General features: G+C 47.1%; 18 protein-coding genes and 1 tRNA gene. All 19 read left to right on the forward strand.

Features of this window, described 5'->3' with window-relative positions:
• The first annotated feature begins 15 nt into the window (after positions 1-15).
• The 19 genes from AYO36_RS03410 to hemA all read left to right on the forward strand — a co-directional run bounded on the left by AYO36_RS03410 (position 16) and on the right by hemA (position 20349).
• Complete coding sequence (locus AYO36_RS03410) at positions 16-471, forward strand: acyl-CoA thioesterase (RefSeq protein WP_058713782.1); 456 nt, start codon at positions 16-18, stop codon at positions 469-471.
• 65 nt (positions 472-536) lie between these two features.
• Positions 537-800: a phosphocarrier protein HPr gene (locus AYO36_RS03415; RefSeq protein ID WP_012371023.1), complete on the forward strand. Its 264-nt coding sequence runs from the start codon at positions 537-539 to the stop codon at positions 798-800.
• Between the two features lie 86 nt (positions 801-886).
• On the forward strand, positions 887-1693 hold the full coding sequence (gene racE / locus AYO36_RS03420) for a glutamate racemase (protein ID WP_023468984.1): 807 nt from the start codon (positions 887-889) through the stop codon (positions 1691-1693).
• Positions 1694-2449: a ribonuclease PH gene (gene rph / locus AYO36_RS03425; protein ID WP_064299531.1), complete on the forward strand. Its 756-nt coding sequence runs from the start codon at positions 1694-1696 to the stop codon at positions 2447-2449. It begins immediately after the preceding gene.
• Complete coding sequence (locus tag AYO36_RS03430) at positions 2446-3039, forward strand: XTP/dITP diphosphatase (protein WP_064299532.1); 594 nt, start codon at positions 2446-2448, stop codon at positions 3037-3039. The genes rph and AYO36_RS03430 overlap by 4 nt, the downstream gene beginning before the upstream one ends.
• 5 nt (positions 3040-3044) lie before the next feature.
• Positions 3045-3554, forward strand: a complete 510-nt coding sequence (locus tag AYO36_RS03435) for a metallophosphoesterase family protein (RefSeq protein WP_064299533.1) — start codon at positions 3045-3047, stop codon at positions 3552-3554.
• A 73-nt stretch (positions 3555-3627) separates the two neighbouring features.
• A tRNA-Arg gene (locus AYO36_RS03440) sits at positions 3628-3701 on the forward strand.
• Between the two features lie 102 nt (positions 3702-3803).
• Positions 3804-4328 (forward strand): hypothetical protein, encoded by a 525-nt coding sequence (locus tag AYO36_RS03445; RefSeq protein WP_231681742.1) that lies wholly within the window; start codon positions 3804-3806, stop codon positions 4326-4328.
• Between the two features lie 28 nt (positions 4329-4356).
• Positions 4357-5340 (forward strand): hypothetical protein, encoded by a 984-nt coding sequence (locus AYO36_RS03450; protein ID WP_064299534.1) that lies wholly within the window; start codon positions 4357-4359, stop codon positions 5338-5340.
• A 110-nt stretch (positions 5341-5450) separates the two neighbouring features.
• Positions 5451-6743 (forward strand): trigger factor, encoded by a 1293-nt coding sequence (gene tig / locus AYO36_RS03455; protein WP_023468978.1) that lies wholly within the window; start codon positions 5451-5453, stop codon positions 6741-6743.
• A 234-nt stretch (positions 6744-6977) separates the two neighbouring features.
• Positions 6978-8243: an ATP-dependent protease ATP-binding subunit ClpX gene (gene clpX / locus AYO36_RS03460; protein WP_023468977.1), complete on the forward strand. Its 1266-nt coding sequence runs from the start codon at positions 6978-6980 to the stop codon at positions 8241-8243.
• Between the two features lie 69 nt (positions 8244-8312).
• A complete protein-coding gene (gene lon / locus AYO36_RS03465; RefSeq protein WP_023468976.1) occupies positions 8313-10622 on the forward strand; it encodes an endopeptidase La in 2310 nt (769 codons plus the stop codon).
• Between the two features lies 1 nt (position 10623).
• Entirely contained in the window at positions 10624-11205 is a 582-nt protein-coding gene (gene yihA, locus AYO36_RS03470; RefSeq protein WP_023468975.1) for a ribosome biogenesis GTP-binding protein YihA/YsxC, read from the forward strand.
• Between the two features lie 183 nt (positions 11206-11388).
• The gene (locus AYO36_RS03475; RefSeq protein ID WP_231884643.1) at positions 11389-14436 is read left to right on the forward strand and encodes a hypothetical protein; all 3048 of its coding nucleotides are present in this window, start codon (positions 11389-11391) and stop codon (positions 14434-14436) included.
• A complete protein-coding gene (locus tag AYO36_RS03480; RefSeq protein WP_064299535.1) occupies positions 14437-15183 on the forward strand; it encodes a response regulator in 747 nt (248 codons plus the stop codon).
• Positions 15183-16202: a HEAT repeat domain-containing protein gene (locus AYO36_RS03485; RefSeq protein WP_064299536.1), complete on the forward strand. Its 1020-nt coding sequence runs from the start codon at positions 15183-15185 to the stop codon at positions 16200-16202. The genes AYO36_RS03480 and AYO36_RS03485 overlap by 1 nt, the downstream gene beginning before the upstream one ends.
• Positions 16192-17625 (forward strand): glycosyltransferase family 2 protein, encoded by a 1434-nt coding sequence (locus AYO36_RS03490; protein WP_050677619.1) that lies wholly within the window; start codon positions 16192-16194, stop codon positions 17623-17625. The genes AYO36_RS03485 and AYO36_RS03490 overlap by 11 nt, the downstream gene beginning before the upstream one ends.
• A gap of 27 nt (positions 17626-17652) precedes the next feature.
• Positions 17653-18795 (forward strand): AI-2E family transporter, encoded by a 1143-nt coding sequence (locus tag AYO36_RS03495; RefSeq protein WP_082874158.1) that lies wholly within the window; start codon positions 17653-17655, stop codon positions 18793-18795.
• 213 nt (positions 18796-19008) lie between these two features.
• Entirely contained in the window at positions 19009-20349 is a 1341-nt protein-coding gene (gene hemA / locus AYO36_RS03500; RefSeq protein ID WP_029342279.1) for a glutamyl-tRNA reductase, read from the forward strand.
• Positions 20350-20392 lie beyond the last annotated feature (43 nt).

Below are 20392 nucleotides of genomic sequence, written 5' to 3' on the forward strand. Positions count from 1 at the left end.
CAGGAGGAACTCATTGTGCGCGTACCAGCTTATATTCCAGAACTTGAATCATGGCTTGAACAGATGAAACATGGCACACGACTCGATGTCGCCGTTCGTTTTGCGGAGACGGATGCCTATGGTCATATGAATAACCGGGTACCGTTCGTCTATTTTGAGGACGTTCGTACATTGATGTTAGAGGAAACAGGATATTCGCTTGCAGAAGACGGCATCATCGTCGTTGCGGATGCCCAGTGTAATTACATTCGCCAAGTCTACCCACGGGCACGTCTCGCTGTCTATGCGTATCCGGTACATGTCGGTAGTGCATCGTGTGACGTCCACTATGCGGCATTTGATGAGCAAGGTGAACTGATGTTCACAGGACGGACATCGATGGTACAAATCGACCGTGCCGGGAAAGCATTCCCGTGGAGTGAAGCATATAAAAATTCCTTGCAGAATCGATTCGAATCCGTTATCATTTGATAATGAGTTCACATATTCGAAAACGACTCACTAGTACGTTATTAGTGAAGGGAGATTTCTTAATCATGGAAAAAACATTCAAAGTCATCGCGGATTCAGGCATTCACGCTCGTCCGGCTACTCAGCTCGTCAACACAGCTTCTAAATTCCAATCAGACATCAACTTGGAATACAACGGGAAGACTGTCAACTTGAAGTCAATCATGGGTGTTCTTTCACTCGGAATCGCGAAAGATTCAGATATCAAAATCGTTGCAAACGGTGACGATGCTTCTGAAGCAATCACGACTCTTTCAGATATGCTGACTAGCGAAGGTCTTGCTCAGTAATCCTGTAATCGTACATTCTCGGACGCCGGTCTTGCACCGTCGTCCTTTTTTGTTACCATAGGAATGAGAGAAAGAGGTGGAGAAGAGTGAATCGAGCGATTGGAGTACTGGATTCCGGAGTCGGTGGGTTGACGGTCGCACGTGAATTGATGCGACAGTTGCCCCATGAGCGAATCATCTATGTCGGGGATACATTACGGTGTCCGTATGGTCCTCGTCCAGAGGAGGAGATTCGTGAGTTTACGTGGGAGATGATTGATTATCTCGTGCAACAAGATGTGAAATTGATCGTGATCGCCTGTAACACAGCCACGGCTGTCGTCTTAAAAGAAGCGCGAGAACGTTTAAATATACCTGTCATCGGTGTCATTGATCCTGGAGCCCGCGCGGCAGTTAAGGTGACGCGTACGAAACGAATCGGTGTCATTGGAACGAAGATGACGATTACAAGTAATTCCTACGAGAAGGCATTACGCCACGTCGAAGGACAAGTCGTTGTCGAATCGTTAGCGTGCCCGCCGTTCGTCCCGCTCGTCGAGTCGATGCAGACAGACGGTGCGTACGTCGAACGTGTCGTTGCCAATACATTACGACCATTGATGAATTACGATATGGATACATTGATCCTCGGGTGCACTCATTACCCGCTCCTAGCAGATGTGATTGGACGGGTCATCGGACCAGGCGTCCAGCTAATCTCTTCAGGAGACGAGACAGCGCTCGAGGTAGCAGCACTACTTGATTACAATACGATTTCAGCAGATGTGACACAAATTCCGGAACATCGTTATTATGCGACAGGCGATATCCGCTCATTTGATCAGATTGCGACGGACTGGCTCGATCAGACCATCCATGCGGAGCGCATCGTGCTTGGAACGGAGGAAGATTAAATGCGGATAGACCAACGAACGGCGGATCATCTCCGTCCTATTCAATTATCGATTGATGTCAATAAACACGCAGAAGGTTCTGTCTTGATTGAACTGGGCGATACGAAAGTCCTCTGTACGGCGACCGTCGAGGAGAAGGTGCCACCGTTCCTTCGCGGTAAACGCCAGGGCTGGATCAATGCGGAATATTCGATGTTACCACGTGCGACGGCTCAGCGGACCGCACGAGAAGCCGTCCGTGGCAAGCAGACGGGACGGACGATGGAAATCCAACGTCTGATCAGCCGCTCGCTTCGGGCCGTCGTTGATTTAGAGAAGCTCGGGGAACGAACGATCTGGATCGATTGTGACGTTATTCAGGCAGATGGCGGCACACGAACGGCATCGATCACTGGTGGTTTTTTGGCACTCGTCCGAGCAGTCGATCAATTGATTCAAGCGGGAAAACTGACAGATACACCGATTAAAGAGGGCATCGCAGCGATCTCGGTTGGAATCGTCGAGTCGAATGTCTTGCTCGATCTATGCTATGAAGAGGACGCTGCGGCGGAAGTCGACTTCAATCTCGTCATGACCTCGTCGGGGAAAATCGTCGAAATGCAGGCGACAGGGGAAGAGTCGACATTTTCCCGTCAAGAGATGCTCGAAATGCTCGAACTTGGGGAAAAAGGAATTAAGGAACTGATTGATGCTGGCCGTGAGGCACTCGGTGTCTCTTGGTGGTATGTAGGAGAAGAAGTGGGGGAACATAGATGAAGGTCATCGTCGCAACACACAATGCAGGTAAAGTGAAGGAACTTGAAAGCATGCTGGGTCGTCTCGGTTATACGGTCGAGTCGTTACTCGATCACGCCGATGCTCCGGAAACGGATGAAACAGGTGAGACATTCGAGGAGAATGCACTTTTAAAAGCAACAGAGGCAGCAGCCTACTTTGGCCACGCGGTACTTGCTGATGATTCAGGTCTTGAAGTCGATGCTTTAGATGGCGCTCCCGGCGTCTACTCGGCACGCTTCGCGGGTCTTGAAAAGTCGGATGTGGCGAACAATGCTCTACTACTTGAAAAGTTAGAAGGTGTTCCGGAGGAAGAGCGGACGGCGCGCTTCGTTTGTGTACTCGCGCTAGCGAAACCAACGGGTGAGACATTGACGGTTCGTGGGACGATGGAAGGGCGAATCGGTTTTGAAGCGGCGGGTTCGAACGGTTTCGGTTATGATCCATTGTTCGTCACGGCAAGCGGACAGACGGCTGCTGAGTTGACGAAAGAAGAAAAAGCGATGATTAGTCATCGTGGCAATGCATTGCGCAAGCTCGAACAGAACTTAACTACTTTCTTAGGAGTGTGATGAAGATGAGAGCGTTGATCGTTAGTGATAGCCATGGACTAGAACAAGAACTGCTTACGATATTCGAACGTCACCAAGACGTGGATTTGGCATTTCATTGTGGGGACTCCCAATTGACGCGCGACATCGAATCATTATATCCATATCGTGTTGTGCGAGGGAATTGCGATTACGGACACGATTTTCCGGAAGAAGTCATGTCGAAAATAGATGGTCGTACCATCCTTTGTGTCCACGGACATCGTCAGGACGTCAAATACAGTCTAGATGTCTTACAGCATCATGCGAAGGAAAAGCAGGCGGATATCGTCTTATATGGTCATTCCCATGTTGCGAAGGCTGAATATCGGGACGGTGTGTTATTCATCAATCCAGGTTCAATCCGGATGCCACGTCATCGACCAGACAAGACGTATGCGATTCTTGAAGTGGATCAAAACCGTTATTCTGTCGATTTTCTCGATATGAATGGCGATCGAGTGAATGCCCTGCATCTGGACGGAACATTTTTGTAATAAAATAAATGCAATGTTTGTAATGTGATTGACACGAAAGAATTGTTCTAGTATAGTTTATTCGTGTTGACACGTCCCAATAGCTCAGCAGGATAGAGCAACGGCCTTCTAAGCCGTCGGTCGGGGGTTCGAATCCCTCTTGGGACGCTATAATTAAAATAGAGACTGCCCTTACGAGGGTGGTCTCTTTTTTTTATTCCGATTTTCGATTATAATTAAGGTATCATGAACTCGAAAGGGATGAATGCAATGTGGAAGAAAGTTGGAGCAGTCCTCGTGCTAAGTACGTTTCTTGCTGGATGTAGTGAGATTTCAAATACAGTCGACGATGCAAAACAACAAGTCAACGATGTAAAAAATAGTGTTGATTACGCTGGAGAACTTCAAGGCATTGCGAAAGATACGGCCCAAGTCACGTCAGATTTGTCGGCTTCCTTGAATGAGGCTGCTACGACAGCGCGTGAATCCGCGAACCCTGAACAAGCACTTGATCAACAAATCGAAAAATTGAAGGAAAACGGAACGATTGATCAGTTCAATCAAGAACTGGATCAAATCGATCAACGATTAGCGGGACTTGAAAATCCGCCGCAAGAATTGCAGAATTTAAGTGCAAAACTCGAGCAGTACGTGAATCAATCGGAAGACATCGCTCGATTACTTGAAGCTGACGTCTCATTAGATACGTTGAATCGATTAGGAATCGAGCAGGCGGGACAACTTCAAGAAGCGATCACGAACTGGACGTCTTTACTCGATCCATTTACGAAATAAGAAGTTGAACATGAAGGAGTGCCGGAATATGGGGACATCGCGCTGGATGGAACATGAACTAGAAGTAGAACGAGCGCGGATTCTTCGTTTGCCCGCTTCTAAACAAGAACAATTGATTATGGAATTAGAGACTGACCAATTGACAGGAGAAGATGTATTACACCGGCTCTATGTCATTCAACCACTCTTAATGCATGACCGTGAACGATTTGAAACAGTGGCAGAACGATTTCTTGAAGTCGAGGGTGTCGAGCAAGTGCTCGCACTCTTTCTTTATGAACTCGGAGAACGTTATCCGATGAAACTCGCTTTGCGCTCGGCGTCACCGTATCTGCCTTATGGGCTCGCGCTTCGATTAGATGAAATCAAACAACAGATGCGTGTTCGCGAACAAAAGCCGGCAGTTCAAAACAACCCTGTTGCGCAGCGTGAGGTAACATCAGCAACGGAACTGATGCATGTGTTACGACATGGGAGTTGGGTCGAACAAATGCGCCATTTGACCGGTATTGAATTCGAACGGACCTCTGAGCTCATTGCATATATTACCCAGAAATATCTTCAGGCGCAAGAGACTGCACATCAAAGTCTACTCGTCATTGATCAGTTATTAGGAAGCGTGCTGGATCACGTGTCATATCCGATAAGCATTCATGTACCACACTTAGCTGTAGACTGGACGATCTCGTCACGCGAAGATTTAGAAGAAATCCTGATGGTACATCAACAGGAGCAACAAGCGTTACTGGCATCGATGCATACGTTAGAGCGAATGGATCCGTTCCGAGCGTTGCTCGTCTTGCGATCGGATCAACTGATTCATCTTGAAGAACGAGAACGAATCGGATCAGATATGGAGAAATGGCTCGCAGCATGCGAAGAACTCGCAGGTCTGACATTTGAACGTGAAGAACCGGAACGTATCCTCAGTCCGCTGGCGAAGCGGTTATATCGAGCGGCACATATCCTTTATCCAGAAGTCATCGCATTCGAGCAGATTTACTTCGATTGAGACATCTGGAAACGATTCGTTCAACAGTGGTAATCGTCAGAACGATTGTGCTATAATGTGACTTGTTGTACACACATGTACGCTAATTGACAATTTTGGAGGGACTCAGCATGACTGCAAAATGGGAAAAACAATCAGGTAGCCTCGGCGTCCTCACGTATGAAGCGCCTGCTGAAGCATTTGATAAAGCGGTAGACCAAGCGTTCAAGAAAGTCGTTAAGACTTTGAACACACCTGGTTTCCGTAAAGGAAAAATGCCACGCGCAATGTTCAACAAAATGTACGGTGAAGAAGCACTGTACCAAGATGCACTCGATATCCTTTACAAGGACACAATCGAAGGTGCAGTCGTCGAATCAGGAATCGAGCCAATCGCGCTTGAGAACATCGACGTTGAAACACTCGAAAAAGGCAAGCCAGTCGAATTCAAAATCACGTTCGTCATCGAGCCAGAAGCTACACTCGGTGAGTACAAAGGTCTTGAGTACACAGCAGTTGAAACGAACGTTACTGACGAAGACGTCGACGCTGAACTCAAAACATTACAAGAACGCGGTGCAGAACTCGTCGTTAAAGAAGATGGCGTCATCGAGAATGGCGATACAGTCGTATTCGACTTCGCAGGTTTCGATGGGGAAAACCAATTCGACGGCGGAACTGCTGAGAACTACTCACTCGTCATCGGTTCTGGAAACTTCATTCCTGGATTCGAAGAGCAAATGGTCGGTTTAAAAACTGGCGAGCAAAAAGATCTTGAAGTGACATTCCCAGAGGAATACCACGAAGCATCACTCGCTGGAAAACCAGTTACATTCAAAGTAACGATCCACGAAGTCAAAGCACAAGAGCTCCCTGAATTGACAGATGAGTTCGCAAAAGAAATGGATGAAGAAGTTTCTTCACTCGACGAGTTGAAAACAAAAATCCGTACGCGTCTCGAAAACACACGCAAACAAGAAGCTGATGCTTCAATGCGCGATGAGTTAGTCGAAGCGGCTACGAAAAACGCGACAGTTGATCTTCCAGAAGTCATGGTCGAAAACGAAGTCGAGCGTATGGTTCAAGAGTTCACACAACGTATTCAATCACAAGGTATCGACCTCAACATGTACTTCCAGTTGACTGGAACGACAGAAGAGGCAATGCGTTCTGAAATGAAAGAGCAAGCGGAAGAGCGTGTTAAAGCACGTCTCGTCCTCAAGCAAATCGTTGCTGACGAAAAAATCGAAGTAACAGATGAGGAAACTCAAACTGAACTTCAATCAATGTCAGAACTCTACAACATCCCTGCAGATCAACTTGAAACGATGCTTGCACCACAAGGTGGTCTTGAAACGCTTAAAGGCGATCTTCAATTCCGTAAAGCTATCGATGTTCTCGTCGACAACGCAAAAGCAAAATAAGCCATTTCATGGTTTTCGATCGACTTCAAGCCCAATTTCTGGTCTTGGAGTCGATTTTTTTGTACGATAGGTCAAACAAGGACAAACGATCCTTGGTTCAGAACATCAAACTGTAAATCGTTCGTCCAGGATTTGAAAGACTTTCCTTGTTCATGCTACAATCATAAATAGTAAAACGTGAGACGGGATGCTACAGGCATCCATACAATTTCCACGTTAAAGGGGTGGACCTTTATGTTTAAATTTAACGAAGAAAAAGGTCAGCTAAAATGTTCTTTCTGTGGAAAGACACAAGAACAAGTACGCAAACTTGTTGCTGGACCTGGCGTTTACATTTGCGACGAGTGTATCGAACTCTGCAATGAAATCGTAGAGGAAGAACTCGGCACTGAAGAAGAAGTCGAGCTAAAGAATGTTCCGAAACCGCATGAAATTCGTACGACACTTGACGATTATGTCATCGGTCAAGAAAAAGCGAAGAAGTCGTTGTCTGTAGCGATGTACAATCACTACAAACGAATCAATGCTGGTGGTCGCGCAGATGATGTCGAGCTCTCAAAATCGAACATCGTCATGATTGGACCAACAGGTAGCGGTAAGACACTTCTTGCCCAAACGATGGCACGTATCTTGAACGTACCGTTTGCGATTGCAGATGCAACAAGTTTGACGGAAGCCGGTTATGTCGGTGAAGACGTCGAGAACATCTTATTGAAACTCATCCAAGCTGCGGATTACGATGTCGAGAAGGCTGAAAAAGGAATCATCTACATTGATGAGATCGATAAGATTGCTCGTAAATCAGAAAACCCGTCGATTACACGTGACGTATCTGGTGAGGGTGTCCAACAAGCCTTGCTGAAGATTTTGGAAGGAACGGTTGCGAGTGTACCGCCACAAGGTGGACGAAAACACCCACATCAAGAATTCATCCAAATCGATACGACGAACATCTTGTTTATCGTCGGTGGCGCATTCGATGGTATCGATCAGTCGATCAAACGTCGTCTTGGTAAAAAAGTCATCGGATTCGGAAACGATTCAGAGAACCGTAACCTTACACAAAAAGAAATTCTGGCAGCTGCATTACCAGAAGATCTTCAAAAGTTCGGTTTGATTCCAGAGTTCATCGGTCGTTTGCCGGTCATGGCGACGCTCGAGCCACTTGATGAAGAGGCACTCGTTCAAATCTTGACGAAACCGAAAAACGCCCTCGTGAAACAATATAAAAAAATGCTTCAACTCGATGATGTCGAACTCGACTTTACGGAAGATGCACTTCTTGAGATTGCAAAACTTGCAATCGAACGTAAAACAGGTGCGCGTGGTCTTCGTTCGATCATCGAAGAAACTATGCTTGATATCATGTTCGAAATCCCATCACGTGAAGACATCGCGAAAGTCATCATTACAGCAGAAACGTTGACTGGTAAACGCGGTCCAACGCTTGAGTTGAAAGATGGTACAATTGAACATGGGAAAGAAAAAGAAACGGCGTAACACCGTGACAAATCGGCTCGGAGGCTACTTGTACGCCTTTCCGAGTCTTTTTGTTTAGGAGGAATTCGAATGAAGAAAAAACAATATCCACTTTTACCGTTACGCGGTGTCGTCGCGTATCCGTTGATCGGATTGACGATTGATGTAGGGCGTCCGGTATCCTTAAAAGCCTTACTTGCATCAAAGGAACACGAAATCGATCTCGTCGTCGTCACGCAACGTGATCCAGAGGCAGAGCCGTCTGTTGACGGGCTGCACCAAGTTGGTACGCTCGTTCAAATCGCGAAGATGAGTGAACTCGGGAATGATACGGTCCGTGTCCGCGTCATCGGGAAGGAACGTGTCCGGATCGAAAACGTCGAAGAGACAGACGAAGGTTATCAAGCCGTCATCGAACCAATCGAGAAGATGGACATCAAAGGAGCGAAACAAGAAGCGCTCGTTCGTCTCATCAAAGAACAGTTCGGTCAGCTCGTCTCTCGGATCAAAGGAATCGGAACGGATGAACGTCGCCGATTCGAGACATACGAACGCCTCGATTCATTAACGGACTATATTACGTCGAAGCTACCAATCGATATCTCGAAGAAACAGGAGTTCCTCGAACAACAGGATCCGGTCGAACGAGGATTGATGTTGCTTGATGTCATGAAACACGAATATGAAGTCGTCGAACTCGAACGTGAGATGCGTGAACGGACGAAGAAGACGATTGAACAATCGCAACGCGAGTATTACTTGCGGGAACAATTGAAGACGATTCAACAAGAACTAGGTGGCGAGTCGGCTTCTGTTGAAAGTGATGCGACGAAATATCGGGAGCAGCTTGCGATGCTTGATTTACCAGAAACGACGGTTGCGAACGTCGAGAAGGAAATCAGTCGTTTAGCGGTCGTACCGGCGACGAGTCCCGAACATGGGGTCATTCGCAACTATCTCGAATGGTTCTTCTCGTTGCCGTGGAATGAAGCAACCGATGATTTCTTGAACGTCTCGGCTGCTTCGGAACAGCTTGAAAAGGACCATTACGGTCTAGAGAAGGTCAAAGAACGGATCCTTGAGTATCTTGCCGTTCGTCAATTGACGGACTCATTACGTGGACCGATTCTTTGTCTATCTGGTCCTCCGGGAGTCGGGAAAACGTCGCTTGCCCGTTCGATTGCCACAGCACTTGAGCGGAAGTTCGTCCGCGTTTCACTTGGTGGCGTGCGCGACGAAGCGGAGATCCGTGGACATCGCCGGACGTATATCGGTGCGATGCCAGGACGGATCATTCGTGGTTTAAAACAAGCAGGAACGAACAACCCGGTCTTCCTGCTCGATGAGATCGATAAGATGTCAAATGACTTCCGTGGAGACCCGTCGTCCGCAATGCTTGAAGTTCTTGATCCGGAACAAAACAACAGCTTTTCTGATCACTATATCGAAGAACCGTTCGATCTATCGAACGTTCTGTTCATCGCGACAGCGAACGATGTCTCGAATATCCCCGGACCATTGCTCGACCGGATGGAATTGATTCAAATCGGTGGCTATACGGAACAAGAGAAAACGGAAATTGCCGTTCGTCATCTCTTATCGAAGCAACTGGCTGAACACGGTCTGAAAAAGAGTCAATTGACGGTCAAAGCAGACGCGCTAGAAGAAGTCGTCCGTCGTTATACACGAGAAGCCGGTGTCCGGAATCTCGAACGTGTCCTCGGCTCACTTTGCCGGAAAGCAGCGAAACAAATCGCGATGGGTGAGAAGAAACGGGTGACGGTGACAAAACGTAATCTGGACGATTTCCTAGGCAAACCGATCTACCGCTATGGTCAAGGCGAGCTCGAAGATATGATTGGCGCGGTGACTGGTTTAGCGTATACTGCTTTTGGGGGCGATACGTTGACGATCGAAGTCAGCCTTGCTCCGGGTAAAGGGAAATTGCAGTTAACCGGGAAACTCGGTGATGTCATGCAAGAGTCGGCTCAGACCGCGTACAGCTTCGTCCGAGCGAATGCGACGTCCCTTGGCATCGAACCGAACTTCTACGAAACGCAAGACATCCACATCCACGTTCCTGAAGGTGCCGTACCGAAAGATGGTCCATCTGCTGGGATCACACTCGCGACAGCATTGATTTCCGCTTTAACAAAACGCCCGGTTCGCCGGGATGTCGGGATGACAGGTGAAATCACGTTGCGTGGACGTGTCTTACCGATCGGTGGATTAAAGGAGAAGTCACTCGCAGCACATCGTGCGGGCTTGACGACCGTTCTGTTGCCACAAGACAATACGCGGGACATCGATGATATCCCGGAAAGCGTCCGCGCAGGAATGGAATTCATTCCGGTCGCGACGATGGAGCAAGTGCTCGAACATGCATTAAAAGGAGAGTAACATGAAAATTTATAAAGCTGATTTTATTACGAGTGGCGTCAATCCGGAACATTATCCGGAGCCATTGTTGCCAGAAGTGGCACTCGCAGGGCGATCGAACGTCGGAAAGTCCTCTTTCATCAATAAACTGGTCCAGCGTAAAGCACTCGCGCGGACATCTTCGAAACCAGGTAAAACGCAAACCTTGAACTTCTTCAACATCAATGATGAAGTCATGTTCGTCGATGTACCGGGTTACGGATATGCGAAAGTTTCGAAGACGGAGCGTGAAGCATGGGGCAAGATGATGGAGAAGTACTTCACGCAACGGGAAATCCTCAAAGGTGTCGTACAGCTCGTCGACATCCGACACGATCCGTCTGCGGATGATGTGACGATGTATGATTTCTTGAAGTATTACGATCTACCGGTCATCGTCGTTGCGACAAAACTCGATAAGATCAAAAAGAGTCAACGTGATAAACATATCGCGGCAATCAAACGTAAATTGCAATTTGACGGTCAAGATACCTTGATTCCTTTCTCATCTGAGACAGGAGAAGGCGTCGATGCCGCATGGGAAGCGATTTATCGTCTACTGTAAAATAACGAAACGTTCTGTTCTCCGGCAATAGGAGAGCAGAACGTTTTTTAATTAGGGTTAAAGTAATCTATAAATAGCATCTAATCATTTCCTTCCATCATTTTTGATTTCCATTATATGAACATTATTTAATTCACGTTACAATGATAGGAACAAATTGTTCTAGTGGGAGGCTATGCCAATATGAGGCGTTATAAATGGACGTTTGCAATCGTCATATTACTTATTCTGACACCATTTGCCATTTGGTTCTTAAAGCAGGAAAAGACATTAAATATCGCGCTATTTGATTATACGAACGGTACAGATGAGCGAGAGCACGCTGGAACGACGTGGTTATTGAATCACTTGAAAATCCGAAATGCGCAAGAGCAAGATTATAAGTATTCGGATTACATTAATCGTTATGACGGTACACAAGGGAAGCAAATGCTACAACAGGCTTCTAAAGCAGATGTGCTGTTGTTTACGGATACGTATGGGAAATCCTATGAGGTCAACGGGAAACAAGAACACCGTGGGGGGTTGACGGCAGAAGACGTTGATCTCGCGACCGAAGCGATTTCGCAAGGGAAAACGGTCGTAGCGGAGTTTAATACGGCGGCAAGTCCGACGTCAGTCGAGCGGTCCAATGCGTTTCGCCAATTGTTCGGGACGGCATGGACAGGATGGATCGGTCGTTTTTTCCCGGATTTAACAAAGTTGCAAGGTCTTGAGAAGAATGTTGTGTCGCAATTAAAAGCGCAGGCAAAAGAAAAAGAATTCAAACTATCTGGTCCAGGTTATGTCTTCATCAATGACTCAACGGAAAAAGCTTTTTTCGTCAATGATGACACACCATTACTTTATAAATGGGATAAAAACAAGGGCAATGCAAAAGATGAGGTGCGTTATAACTACTGGTTTGAGATTTTAGAGCTAGATGGCGGCGAGCAACAAGCGCATTTTTCTTGGAAACCGTCAAAGCAGACCCAAGCGATGCTTCGGAAATATCAGTTGCCGCTTGAATTCCCTGCGTATGTCACGCAAGGAAGTGGACATTATTTTGCTGGTGACTATACAGATGTCGCGGACATCCCGCGCTACTATCGATACAGTGGACTCGATTGGTTCCGCAAACAGTTCATTCTTGATAGTGCAGAAAGTGAGTCGGCATTCTTTTGGAAGGTGTATGCGCCGACACTAAGTCGGATTCTTGAGGATGCGAAGCGTGTCTCGACGCAAGCTGCAAAAGTAAAGCCACTCTCACAAACGAAAGTCGGCAATCAGGAATTACGAACTCGGGCACGAGAAGGACAAGATACACTTGAGATGTATCAAGATGGCGAATGGAAGCCGTATTTCGTCAAAGGCGTTAACGTCGGACTCGGTCGACCGGGTGCATTTCCCGGGGAACATGCCATCAGTCGTAATGAATACGATCGTTGGCTAAAGGAAATCGGCGAGTTGGGTGTCAATACGATTCGTGTGTATACATTGCATCCTCCTGCTTTTTACGATGCATTAAAAGCGTATAACGAACGGGCGAAGCAACCGATTTATTTGATGCAAGGTATGTGGGTCGAGGAAAAACCATTCGAAGAGTTGAAGAACGCTTTTGAGCCAGACTTCTTGAAGATGACCGATACGGAAGCAAAACGAATGGTCGATGTCATTCATGGTAACGCGGTCGTCAAGGAAGTCGTCGGTCATGCTTCCGGAACATATACTTCAGACGTCTCGCAATACGTTTCAGCGTTCGTCTTCGGAATCGAATGGTTACCGGAAGCCGTCGTCGAGACGAATAAAAAGAACAAAGGCACGCGATTCGAAGGGAAATACGTGACGACGACACAAGAGGCGTCACCGTTCGAATCGTGGCTTGCTGGTCGGATGGATACAGCGACAGCACACGAAATCAAAGAGTACGGCACGACTCGACCAATTGGTTCGACGAACTGGCCGACGACGGATCCGTTGAAACACCCGAAAGAGGTCGAAGAAGAGCAGGATCTCGTCTCGATCGACTTCAATCATTTAAAAGCAACGAAGGATTTCCCAGGTGGTTTGTTTGCGTCTTATCACATCTATCCGTATTACCCTTCGTTCATCAAGGAAGAATACAGTCAAAAAGCAGATAAGAGCTCTGAATCCTACGCTCGTTATTTGAAAGAAATGAAAGACTATCATGATATGCCGTTACTTGTATCGGAATTCGGTATTCCGAGTTCTCGCGGGAAGACACACCTTGGACCAAACGGTTTCGACCAAGGACATGTCAGTGAAAAGAAACAAGGCGAACTCGTCGCGCAGCTCTATCAAGACATCAAAGACGTCAAGACGGCTGGTGGACTGGTCTTCATCTGGCAAGACGAATGGTTCAAACGAACATGGAACACAATGGATTATGACGATGCGGATACCCGTCCACGTTGGTCGAATGTTCAAACAAGTGAACAACATTTCGGGATGCTTGGATTCCTCCGTTCAGACATCATCATTGATGGGAAATTGGATGATTGGAAAGGGTATGCACCAGTAGCTGAAAATAAGGATCGAGCGATTTATATGACTTCCGACGAGGCATATCTCTACTTGCGCATCGACCGGAAGAAAGCAGAACCGACGACACTTGCACTATCGACTAAACCGAATGATGGGAATACGAAAGTCGGTCCGTTGACGCTTGACGAAGGAGCCGAATACCGTCTGACGATCGATCAGTCAGCGCGTATTGATGTCGATGCTCGCTATGACATCTTCCGATACCACTACGGTCTGAAGATGCCGTTTGAAATGGTGAAACCTCCGTCTGATCAAAAAGACAGCGGCAAGTTCGTTCCGATCTATCAAATGCTCGATTATGCAAGACGAGACCCAGTGACGAAAAAAATCGTCAAACCAGCCGTCAAATGGGACACAGGTGTTTTACATGAAGGAGAACCAGATGACATTTTAACGGATATCTCAGATGTCACGAAACCAACCGTTGAACTCCGTATTCCATGGATGGTCTTGAATATGCGTGATCCAAGTAAACATGAAATCATCGGAGACTTCTGGAAAGATGGACTCGAAGCGAAGATGAACACGGAAGGAATCGAAGTCACAGGTCAAGTCGGTGGTACACGTATTCCAGAGAAGGATCGTGGTTTCTACAACTGGGCCGAGTGGACGAATCCACAGCAACGTGAAGAATTGAAACCTATCTATCATACGATGAAAAAAGCATTCACTGAGGGAGGAAACTAAATGCGACGTGAAGAGATGTGGAAATTAATCAATCAGTCGTTTGAATCAACAACTCAAGATCGTGAGGTCAGTTCGACGATTGAATGGACGGAAGAGGCTGTCCGAGAATCGACGACGAATACCTTATTCGTACACACGGTCGGACAAATGCCGGAGACGGTCAATGGTCTGATCGAGGAAGGGTGGTGCGTGCGGACGGACATCTCTTATGCCGATGTCGTTCTCGCGAGCAAACCCGTCATCGAGGAGCGGATTCCTGTCGTTTACTTTAATACGGAACCCTCTTTCTTTGGGTTAGAGAACGCACGTGAAGTTCTGCCGGCGACGCTGTCACGGGAGCTTGTTCTCGATCGCCTTGCGCGTTATAAGAAGATCCATCATATCGCAGACGTTGTCGTCGTAACGGAAGATCCGCATATTCGTCGGATGATGGAACGGGAATTGACGGACCGTTTCGAACGCTTCGTGACGTTCGAGCGAGCGGAGACGTTCCTTGATGAGTATGTGGCATCCCGTCCGTACTTACTCGTGTTCACGTCCGCATTGCCGCGAGCAGATGGATTGGAATTACTGCTGCGAGCGAAACAACAGAGTGTCGCACCATTCCAATCGATGATGATCTCGATGTATAACCGCGAACGTGATCATGTCCTAGCGATTGATCGTGGTGTTGATTACATCATGACGCTTCCCCTAAAAATCGAAGAGTTCCGTGCGTGGATTCGCAAAGTCGAGGACGGCCGATGATGCAGGCGATTTTAGTATTCATCGTCGTACTCATCTTCTTACAAGGTGGAGCATTGATCTATCTTGTCGTTCAAAAACGAAAACGCGCCAACCGGGAGCATGCGCGTCGCGATTGGCAGCTTGCCTTTCGAGATGATATCTATGACTATGCGACAAGTGAACGTCAAGACATGCCAACGATTCAAAAAGAAAACGAAGATTTAGCGGAGCTTGAATTATTCGCATTATCCAACTTAACAGCGACACCAGAACATCTCGAACGTATACAAGCTTTCGTCGCTTCTAATATGCAAGCGTATTATGAGCAACAATTGAAGCATCGGCGGATTGACCGTCGCTTGAACGCCTATGAAGCCGTTTCTCAATTCCGTTTGGTTGCGGTCGCACCGATGATTCATGCCCGTTGGGGAAAGGCAATTGAAAAAGAGGAGAGCGATGTCATCGTCCGGACACTTGTCTCCTTATCCCCACAAGATGCGATTGCGATTGCTAAACAAGAAAATGATATCAGCTTCTTTGGTGCGATTCTTGCGATCGGTCGTAGTCACGACTTACAAGAATGGGTCACATCGTTCGATGAACTTACACTATCGTTTCAACTAGCAATACTCCAGTTGATCTTTGATCGAGATGAGACACGTTATATCGCGCTCGTACGCGATAAAACGACTGATAAGAATCCAGAAGTCCGAAAGCGAGCCCTTCGCGCGCTCACACGGATTGGACTTGAGGAAGACTGGAAATTGTATGTGCCTTACTTGGAAGAAGAATCAAGTTGGGTCGAGCAAATGCTTGCCCTTCGTTTCTTAGAGCACGTCGTTCCAGATGATGCGATACCAGCGATCCTGCCGTTTGTCGGCAGTCGATCATGGTGGGTCCGGACGGCAGCCTTTGATGCGCTACTTGCTTGTGGTGGGATCGAACAGTTGGCGAAGGTTTCAAGTACACACCCCGACCGCTATGCGCGTCAAAAAGCGACCGAACGGTTGGCAAAGGAGATGAAGCATCATGTCGTCTGAGACAATCCAAGCCATTATTGAAGTCCTCTCATGGACAGTATTGATCTATATGTTACTCGTCATCGTATTCTATTCGACGCTGTATCTGATTTCTGCTCAGATGGTGCGACGGCAACGGTTCCGCCGAAAAGAAAGTTCTTATTTACCGTTGATGCGGTCTCTCTATACACGACCGGTCAGTATCCTTGTTCCAGCCTATAATGAAGAATATACGATCGTCTCAAGTGTCCAAGCCTTGCTAGCCCTTGACTACCCAGAGCATGAGGTACTCGTCATTAACGATGGTTCAAAAGACGGAACAATGGATGAGCTGTTTCGCGCGTATGAGTTGGAAAAAGAAATTCAATATCCACGTATCTTGATTGGTTCAAAGCCGGTCAAACAAGTCTACCGTTCCCGCATTGATAGTCGTTTGATTGTCATCGATAAAGAGAATGGTGGAAAGGCAGACGCCTTGAATGCCGGTATTGATTACTCGAGTTATCCCTATTTCTGTTCGCTCGACGCGGATTCGATTTTAGAGCGCGATGCGTTATTAAAAGTCATGAAACCGATCGTTGAGTCAGATGAAGAAGTCGTCGCGACGTGTGGTTCGATCTTCCTCGTTAACGGTTGTACGATTGAAGGCGGCGAAATCGTTGAGATTCGGACACCGAAGCAACGGATCGTCCTGATGCAGATGATCGAGTATTTCCGAGCATTCTTGTTCGGTCGCCTTGGTCTTAGTCGTTTCAATATCTTATTGATCGTCTCCGGCGCCTTCGGATTGTTCCAAAAGAATATTGTCGTACAGGCTGGTGGATATAAAGAAGGTCTCGTCGGTGAGGACATGGAGCTTGTCGTCCGCTTACACCGGTACATGAAGGAAAATAAGCTCGATAAACGCATCGAGTACGTTCCGGCGCCAGTCTGCTGGACACAGGCTCCAGAATCGATGGAAGTGTTACGGTCACAGCGAACACGTTGGCATCGTGGTCTTGCTGAGACGTTGTGGACGCATAAACGAATGATTGGCAATCCGAAATATGGTTCTGTTGGTAGCGTCTCGATGTTGTATTTCTTTTTGATTGAACTACTCGGACCAATCGTCGAACTGATCGGTTATTTCATCATTCCGCTCAACCTACTCGTCGGTACACTCAACTTTGAATTTGGGATCGTCTTGCTGGTCGTCGCTTTACTCTATGGTTCCTTATTGTCAGCAGGTGCCGTATTATTGGAGGAGTGGACGATGCACCGATTCAAGAACGTTAAGGAATTGATTCGGTTGTATCTATGGTCCTTAACCGAGTCGTTCTGGTACCGTCCGATTCTCGTCTTCTTCAAGCTAGGAGGATTGATTCAATTCTTGACTGGTCGAGGAAACTGGGGGCAGATGGAGCGTCAGCGTCTCGAAGACGTCACCGAGGAAAAAGTCGGCTGACGAATAGGTATGAGGGGGATAAGTTAGGTGGAGTTGTTACGAAACAAGTGGTTTAAAGCATTAATCTGGATATTAGTGATTTTTCTCGTCATCTGGGTTGGAACGAAAATTTCATTTTTATTCCAGCCAATTCGTGTCATGTTAGCCTTGATCTTCCCGCCATTGATCATCGCAGGGATCTTCTATTACTTTACGCTTGGCATCGTGGACGCACTACAAAAACGAGTCAAGAAGCGTGGTCTTGCCGTGCTAATCGTCTTGCTTGGTTTTATTTCGATCCTGACGATTGCGGTTGCATCAATCGGACCCATCTTAGTCGAACAGGTGACGGATTTTGCGACGAGCATTCCGACACTCGTCGTTGAATTGCGTGATCAGACGTTAAATTTACGCGATCAATTGATGAACAACCGATTCATCTCGACATGGGTTCACGAGAACACGGACTTGTTTGACAAGTGGACGAATGAAGCAACATCGTATATCGGTACAGTCTTTAAGTCTGTCTCGACGTCTGTCGGAACGATTTTCGGTGTCATCTCTTCGACCGTTTTAATCATCGTCTTAGTGCCGTTCATCTTAGTTTATATGTTGCTTGACGGCTATAAGTTTCCGGATTCTGTCGTGAAGCTGTTGCCGAAAAGCTATGAAACAGAAACGCGTAAAATCTTGCACGACATGCACGTGACAGTGAAGCATTATGTCAATGGACAGGTCATCGTCTCGATCTGTGTCGGTCTCATGTCATTGATTGGCTTCTTCATCGCAGATATTCAATATGCGTTACTGCTTGCCTTATTCTGTACGGTCACGAACATCATTCCGTATCTTGGTCCCTACATCGGTGCCGTACCGGCGGTCATCGTCGGGTTCATCGATGATCCGATCAAAGCCGTCTATGCGATCATCACGATCGTCGTCGCGCAGCAAATCGAGTCGAACTTGATTTCGCCTTATGTCCAAGGAAAGACACTCAAGGTTCATCCGTTGACGATCATCATCGTCTTGCTCGTTGCTGGGAAAATCGGTGGAATCATCGGTGTCATCTTGGCGGTTCCAACATACGCAGTTTCAAAAGTCGTCGTTCAAAATATCGCTCGGATCTATCGTTTACGTCAGCAACGTCTCGACGTACCGGACGTGACAGTACCACCTGAATCCTTGAAGTAAAGTGTAACCCTCTGACCTTTTTAGGAGCAGAGGGTTTGTGATTTTCATGAGAGAGGGATAAGGTAGAAGAAGAGAAAAATGAAGAAGATTTCACAACTTCGACTCATTTTAGTTTATAAATTGATTGGAATCTTTTTTATAATGGTTATAATGTAGGATAGAGAACGAAAAGATAGATCGGAACGAAATCTTTGGACGTAAGGGGTAGAGCGCATGCATATCGTAGTGGTCGGCTTGAATAACAAAACAGCGCCTGTATCAATACGCGAACAAGTCTCATTTGGGGAGCATGAGATGAAGGGAGCGGTCGTCGCATTGCGCGATGAAAAAAGTATTTTTGAAAGTGTCATCGTCTCGACATGTAACCGGACGGAATTGTACGTCGTGACGGATCAGCCACATACAGGACGGTATTATACGAAACGTTTCCTTGCAAATTGGTTCGGATTGACGATGGAGGAACTTGAGCCATATCTCTTCATCCATGAAGGGTTCGATGCGATGAAGCATCTGTTCCGCGTGACGAGTGGACTTGATTCGATGATTGTCGGTGAAACGCAGATCCTTGGTCAAGTCAAGACAAGCTTCTTCATGGCGCAGAAGCTTGAAACGACAGGAACGGTCTTCAATAAACTCTTCAAAGAAGCGGTCACGCTCGCCAAACGGGCTCACGCAGAAACTGGAATCGGTGAAAATGCCGTTTCTGTCAGTGCTGCTGCTGTCACGCTTGCCGAACAGTTACTCGGATCGCTTGAAGATAAATCAATCGTCGTCATCGGTGCGGGAGAAACTGGCGAATTGACGACGCTTAACCTATATGAAGCAGGGGCACGCGATATCACGGTCTTTAACCGGACGTTAGCTAAAGCAGAAGAGGTCGCGAATCGGTTCGAAGGATCGGCACATTCGATTAACGAGATGCAGTGCGGTTTGCTTCGGGCAGACATCGTCATCTCTTCAACGGGTGCCAAACGTGCCATCATCAAACGGGAAGACATCGCGGCAGCACAGCTGTTCCGTCACGATCGTCCATTCCTCTTGATCGACATCGCCGTACCACGCGATATTGAACCGACCGTCGGTGACTTGCCAGGTGTTCATTTGTACGATGTCGATGATTTGACATCGATTGTCCAACAAAACATGGCGGAACGGATGAAGGAAGCAGCGAAGATCGAACAACGGATTGAAGCAGCAATCGCTGAGTTCGAAGGTTGGATGACGACACTTGGTGTCGTACCGATCATCACGGAATTACGAGACCAGGCGTTACGCATTCAACAAGAAACGATGCAAAGCTTGGAACGGAAGTTACCGGAGATGTCGAAACGTGAAAAAACCGTCATTGGCAAACACATGAAATCGATCATCAACCAGTTGTTGCGTGAACCGTTGTCTTACATCAAAGATGCGGCAGCGAAGCCAGATGCCGATGAGCGGATTGCGCAGTTCATGGATACGTTTGCATTAAACGAAGACTTGTTCGAAGGGCTCGAAGATGACGTCATGACATCAGAAGAGACGACACCTTCCGCAAAAGCTGTGAACCGGTGAACAAAGCACGATTTGTGTTACAATAGAAAATGCATGGGGCGGA

It is taken from the genome of Exiguobacterium sp. KKBO11 (genome assembly GCF_001644945.1).
Classification (GTDB): domain Bacteria; phylum Bacillota; class Bacilli; order Exiguobacteriales; family Exiguobacteriaceae; genus Exiguobacterium_A; species Exiguobacterium_A abrahamii.

Bases quoted from the DNA above. Each gene is read 5' to 3' on its own strand.
- AYO36_RS03415 (WP_012371023.1), top strand. From the start codon at position 537: ATGGAAAAAACATTCAAAGTCATCGCGGATTCAGGCATTCACGCTCGT.
- rph (WP_064299531.1), top strand. From the start codon at position 1,694: ATGCGGATAGACCAACGAACGGCGGATCATCTCCGTCCTATTCAATTA.
- AYO36_RS03430 (WP_064299532.1), top strand. From the start codon at position 2,446: ATGAAGGTCATCGTCGCAACACACAATGCAGGTAAAGTGAAGGAACTT.
- AYO36_RS03435 (WP_064299533.1), top strand. From the start codon at position 3,045: ATGAGAGCGTTGATCGTTAGTGATAGCCATGGACTAGAACAAGAACTG.
- AYO36_RS03445 (WP_231681742.1), top strand. From the start codon at position 3,804: ATGTGGAAGAAAGTTGGAGCAGTCCTCGTGCTAAGTACGTTTCTTGCT.
- AYO36_RS03450 (WP_064299534.1), top strand. From the start codon at position 4,357: ATGGGGACATCGCGCTGGATGGAACATGAACTAGAAGTAGAACGAGCG.
- tig (WP_023468978.1), top strand. From the start codon at position 5,451: ATGACTGCAAAATGGGAAAAACAATCAGGTAGCCTCGGCGTCCTCACG.
- clpX (WP_023468977.1), top strand. From the start codon at position 6,978: ATGTTTAAATTTAACGAAGAAAAAGGTCAGCTAAAATGTTCTTTCTGT.
- lon (WP_023468976.1), top strand. From the start codon at position 8,313: ATGAAGAAAAAACAATATCCACTTTTACCGTTACGCGGTGTCGTCGCG.
- yihA (WP_023468975.1), top strand. From the start codon at position 10,624: ATGAAAATTTATAAAGCTGATTTTATTACGAGTGGCGTCAATCCGGAA.
- AYO36_RS03475 (WP_231884643.1), top strand. From the start codon at position 11,389: ATGAGGCGTTATAAATGGACGTTTGCAATCGTCATATTACTTATTCTG.
- AYO36_RS03480 (WP_064299535.1), top strand. From the start codon at position 14,437: ATGCGACGTGAAGAGATGTGGAAATTAATCAATCAGTCGTTTGAATCA.
- AYO36_RS03485 (WP_064299536.1), top strand. From the start codon at position 15,183: ATGCAGGCGATTTTAGTATTCATCGTCGTACTCATCTTCTTACAAGGT.
- AYO36_RS03490 (WP_050677619.1), top strand. From the start codon at position 16,192: ATGTCGTCTGAGACAATCCAAGCCATTATTGAAGTCCTCTCATGGACA.
- hemA (WP_029342279.1), top strand. From the start codon at position 19,009: ATGCATATCGTAGTGGTCGGCTTGAATAACAAAACAGCGCCTGTATCA.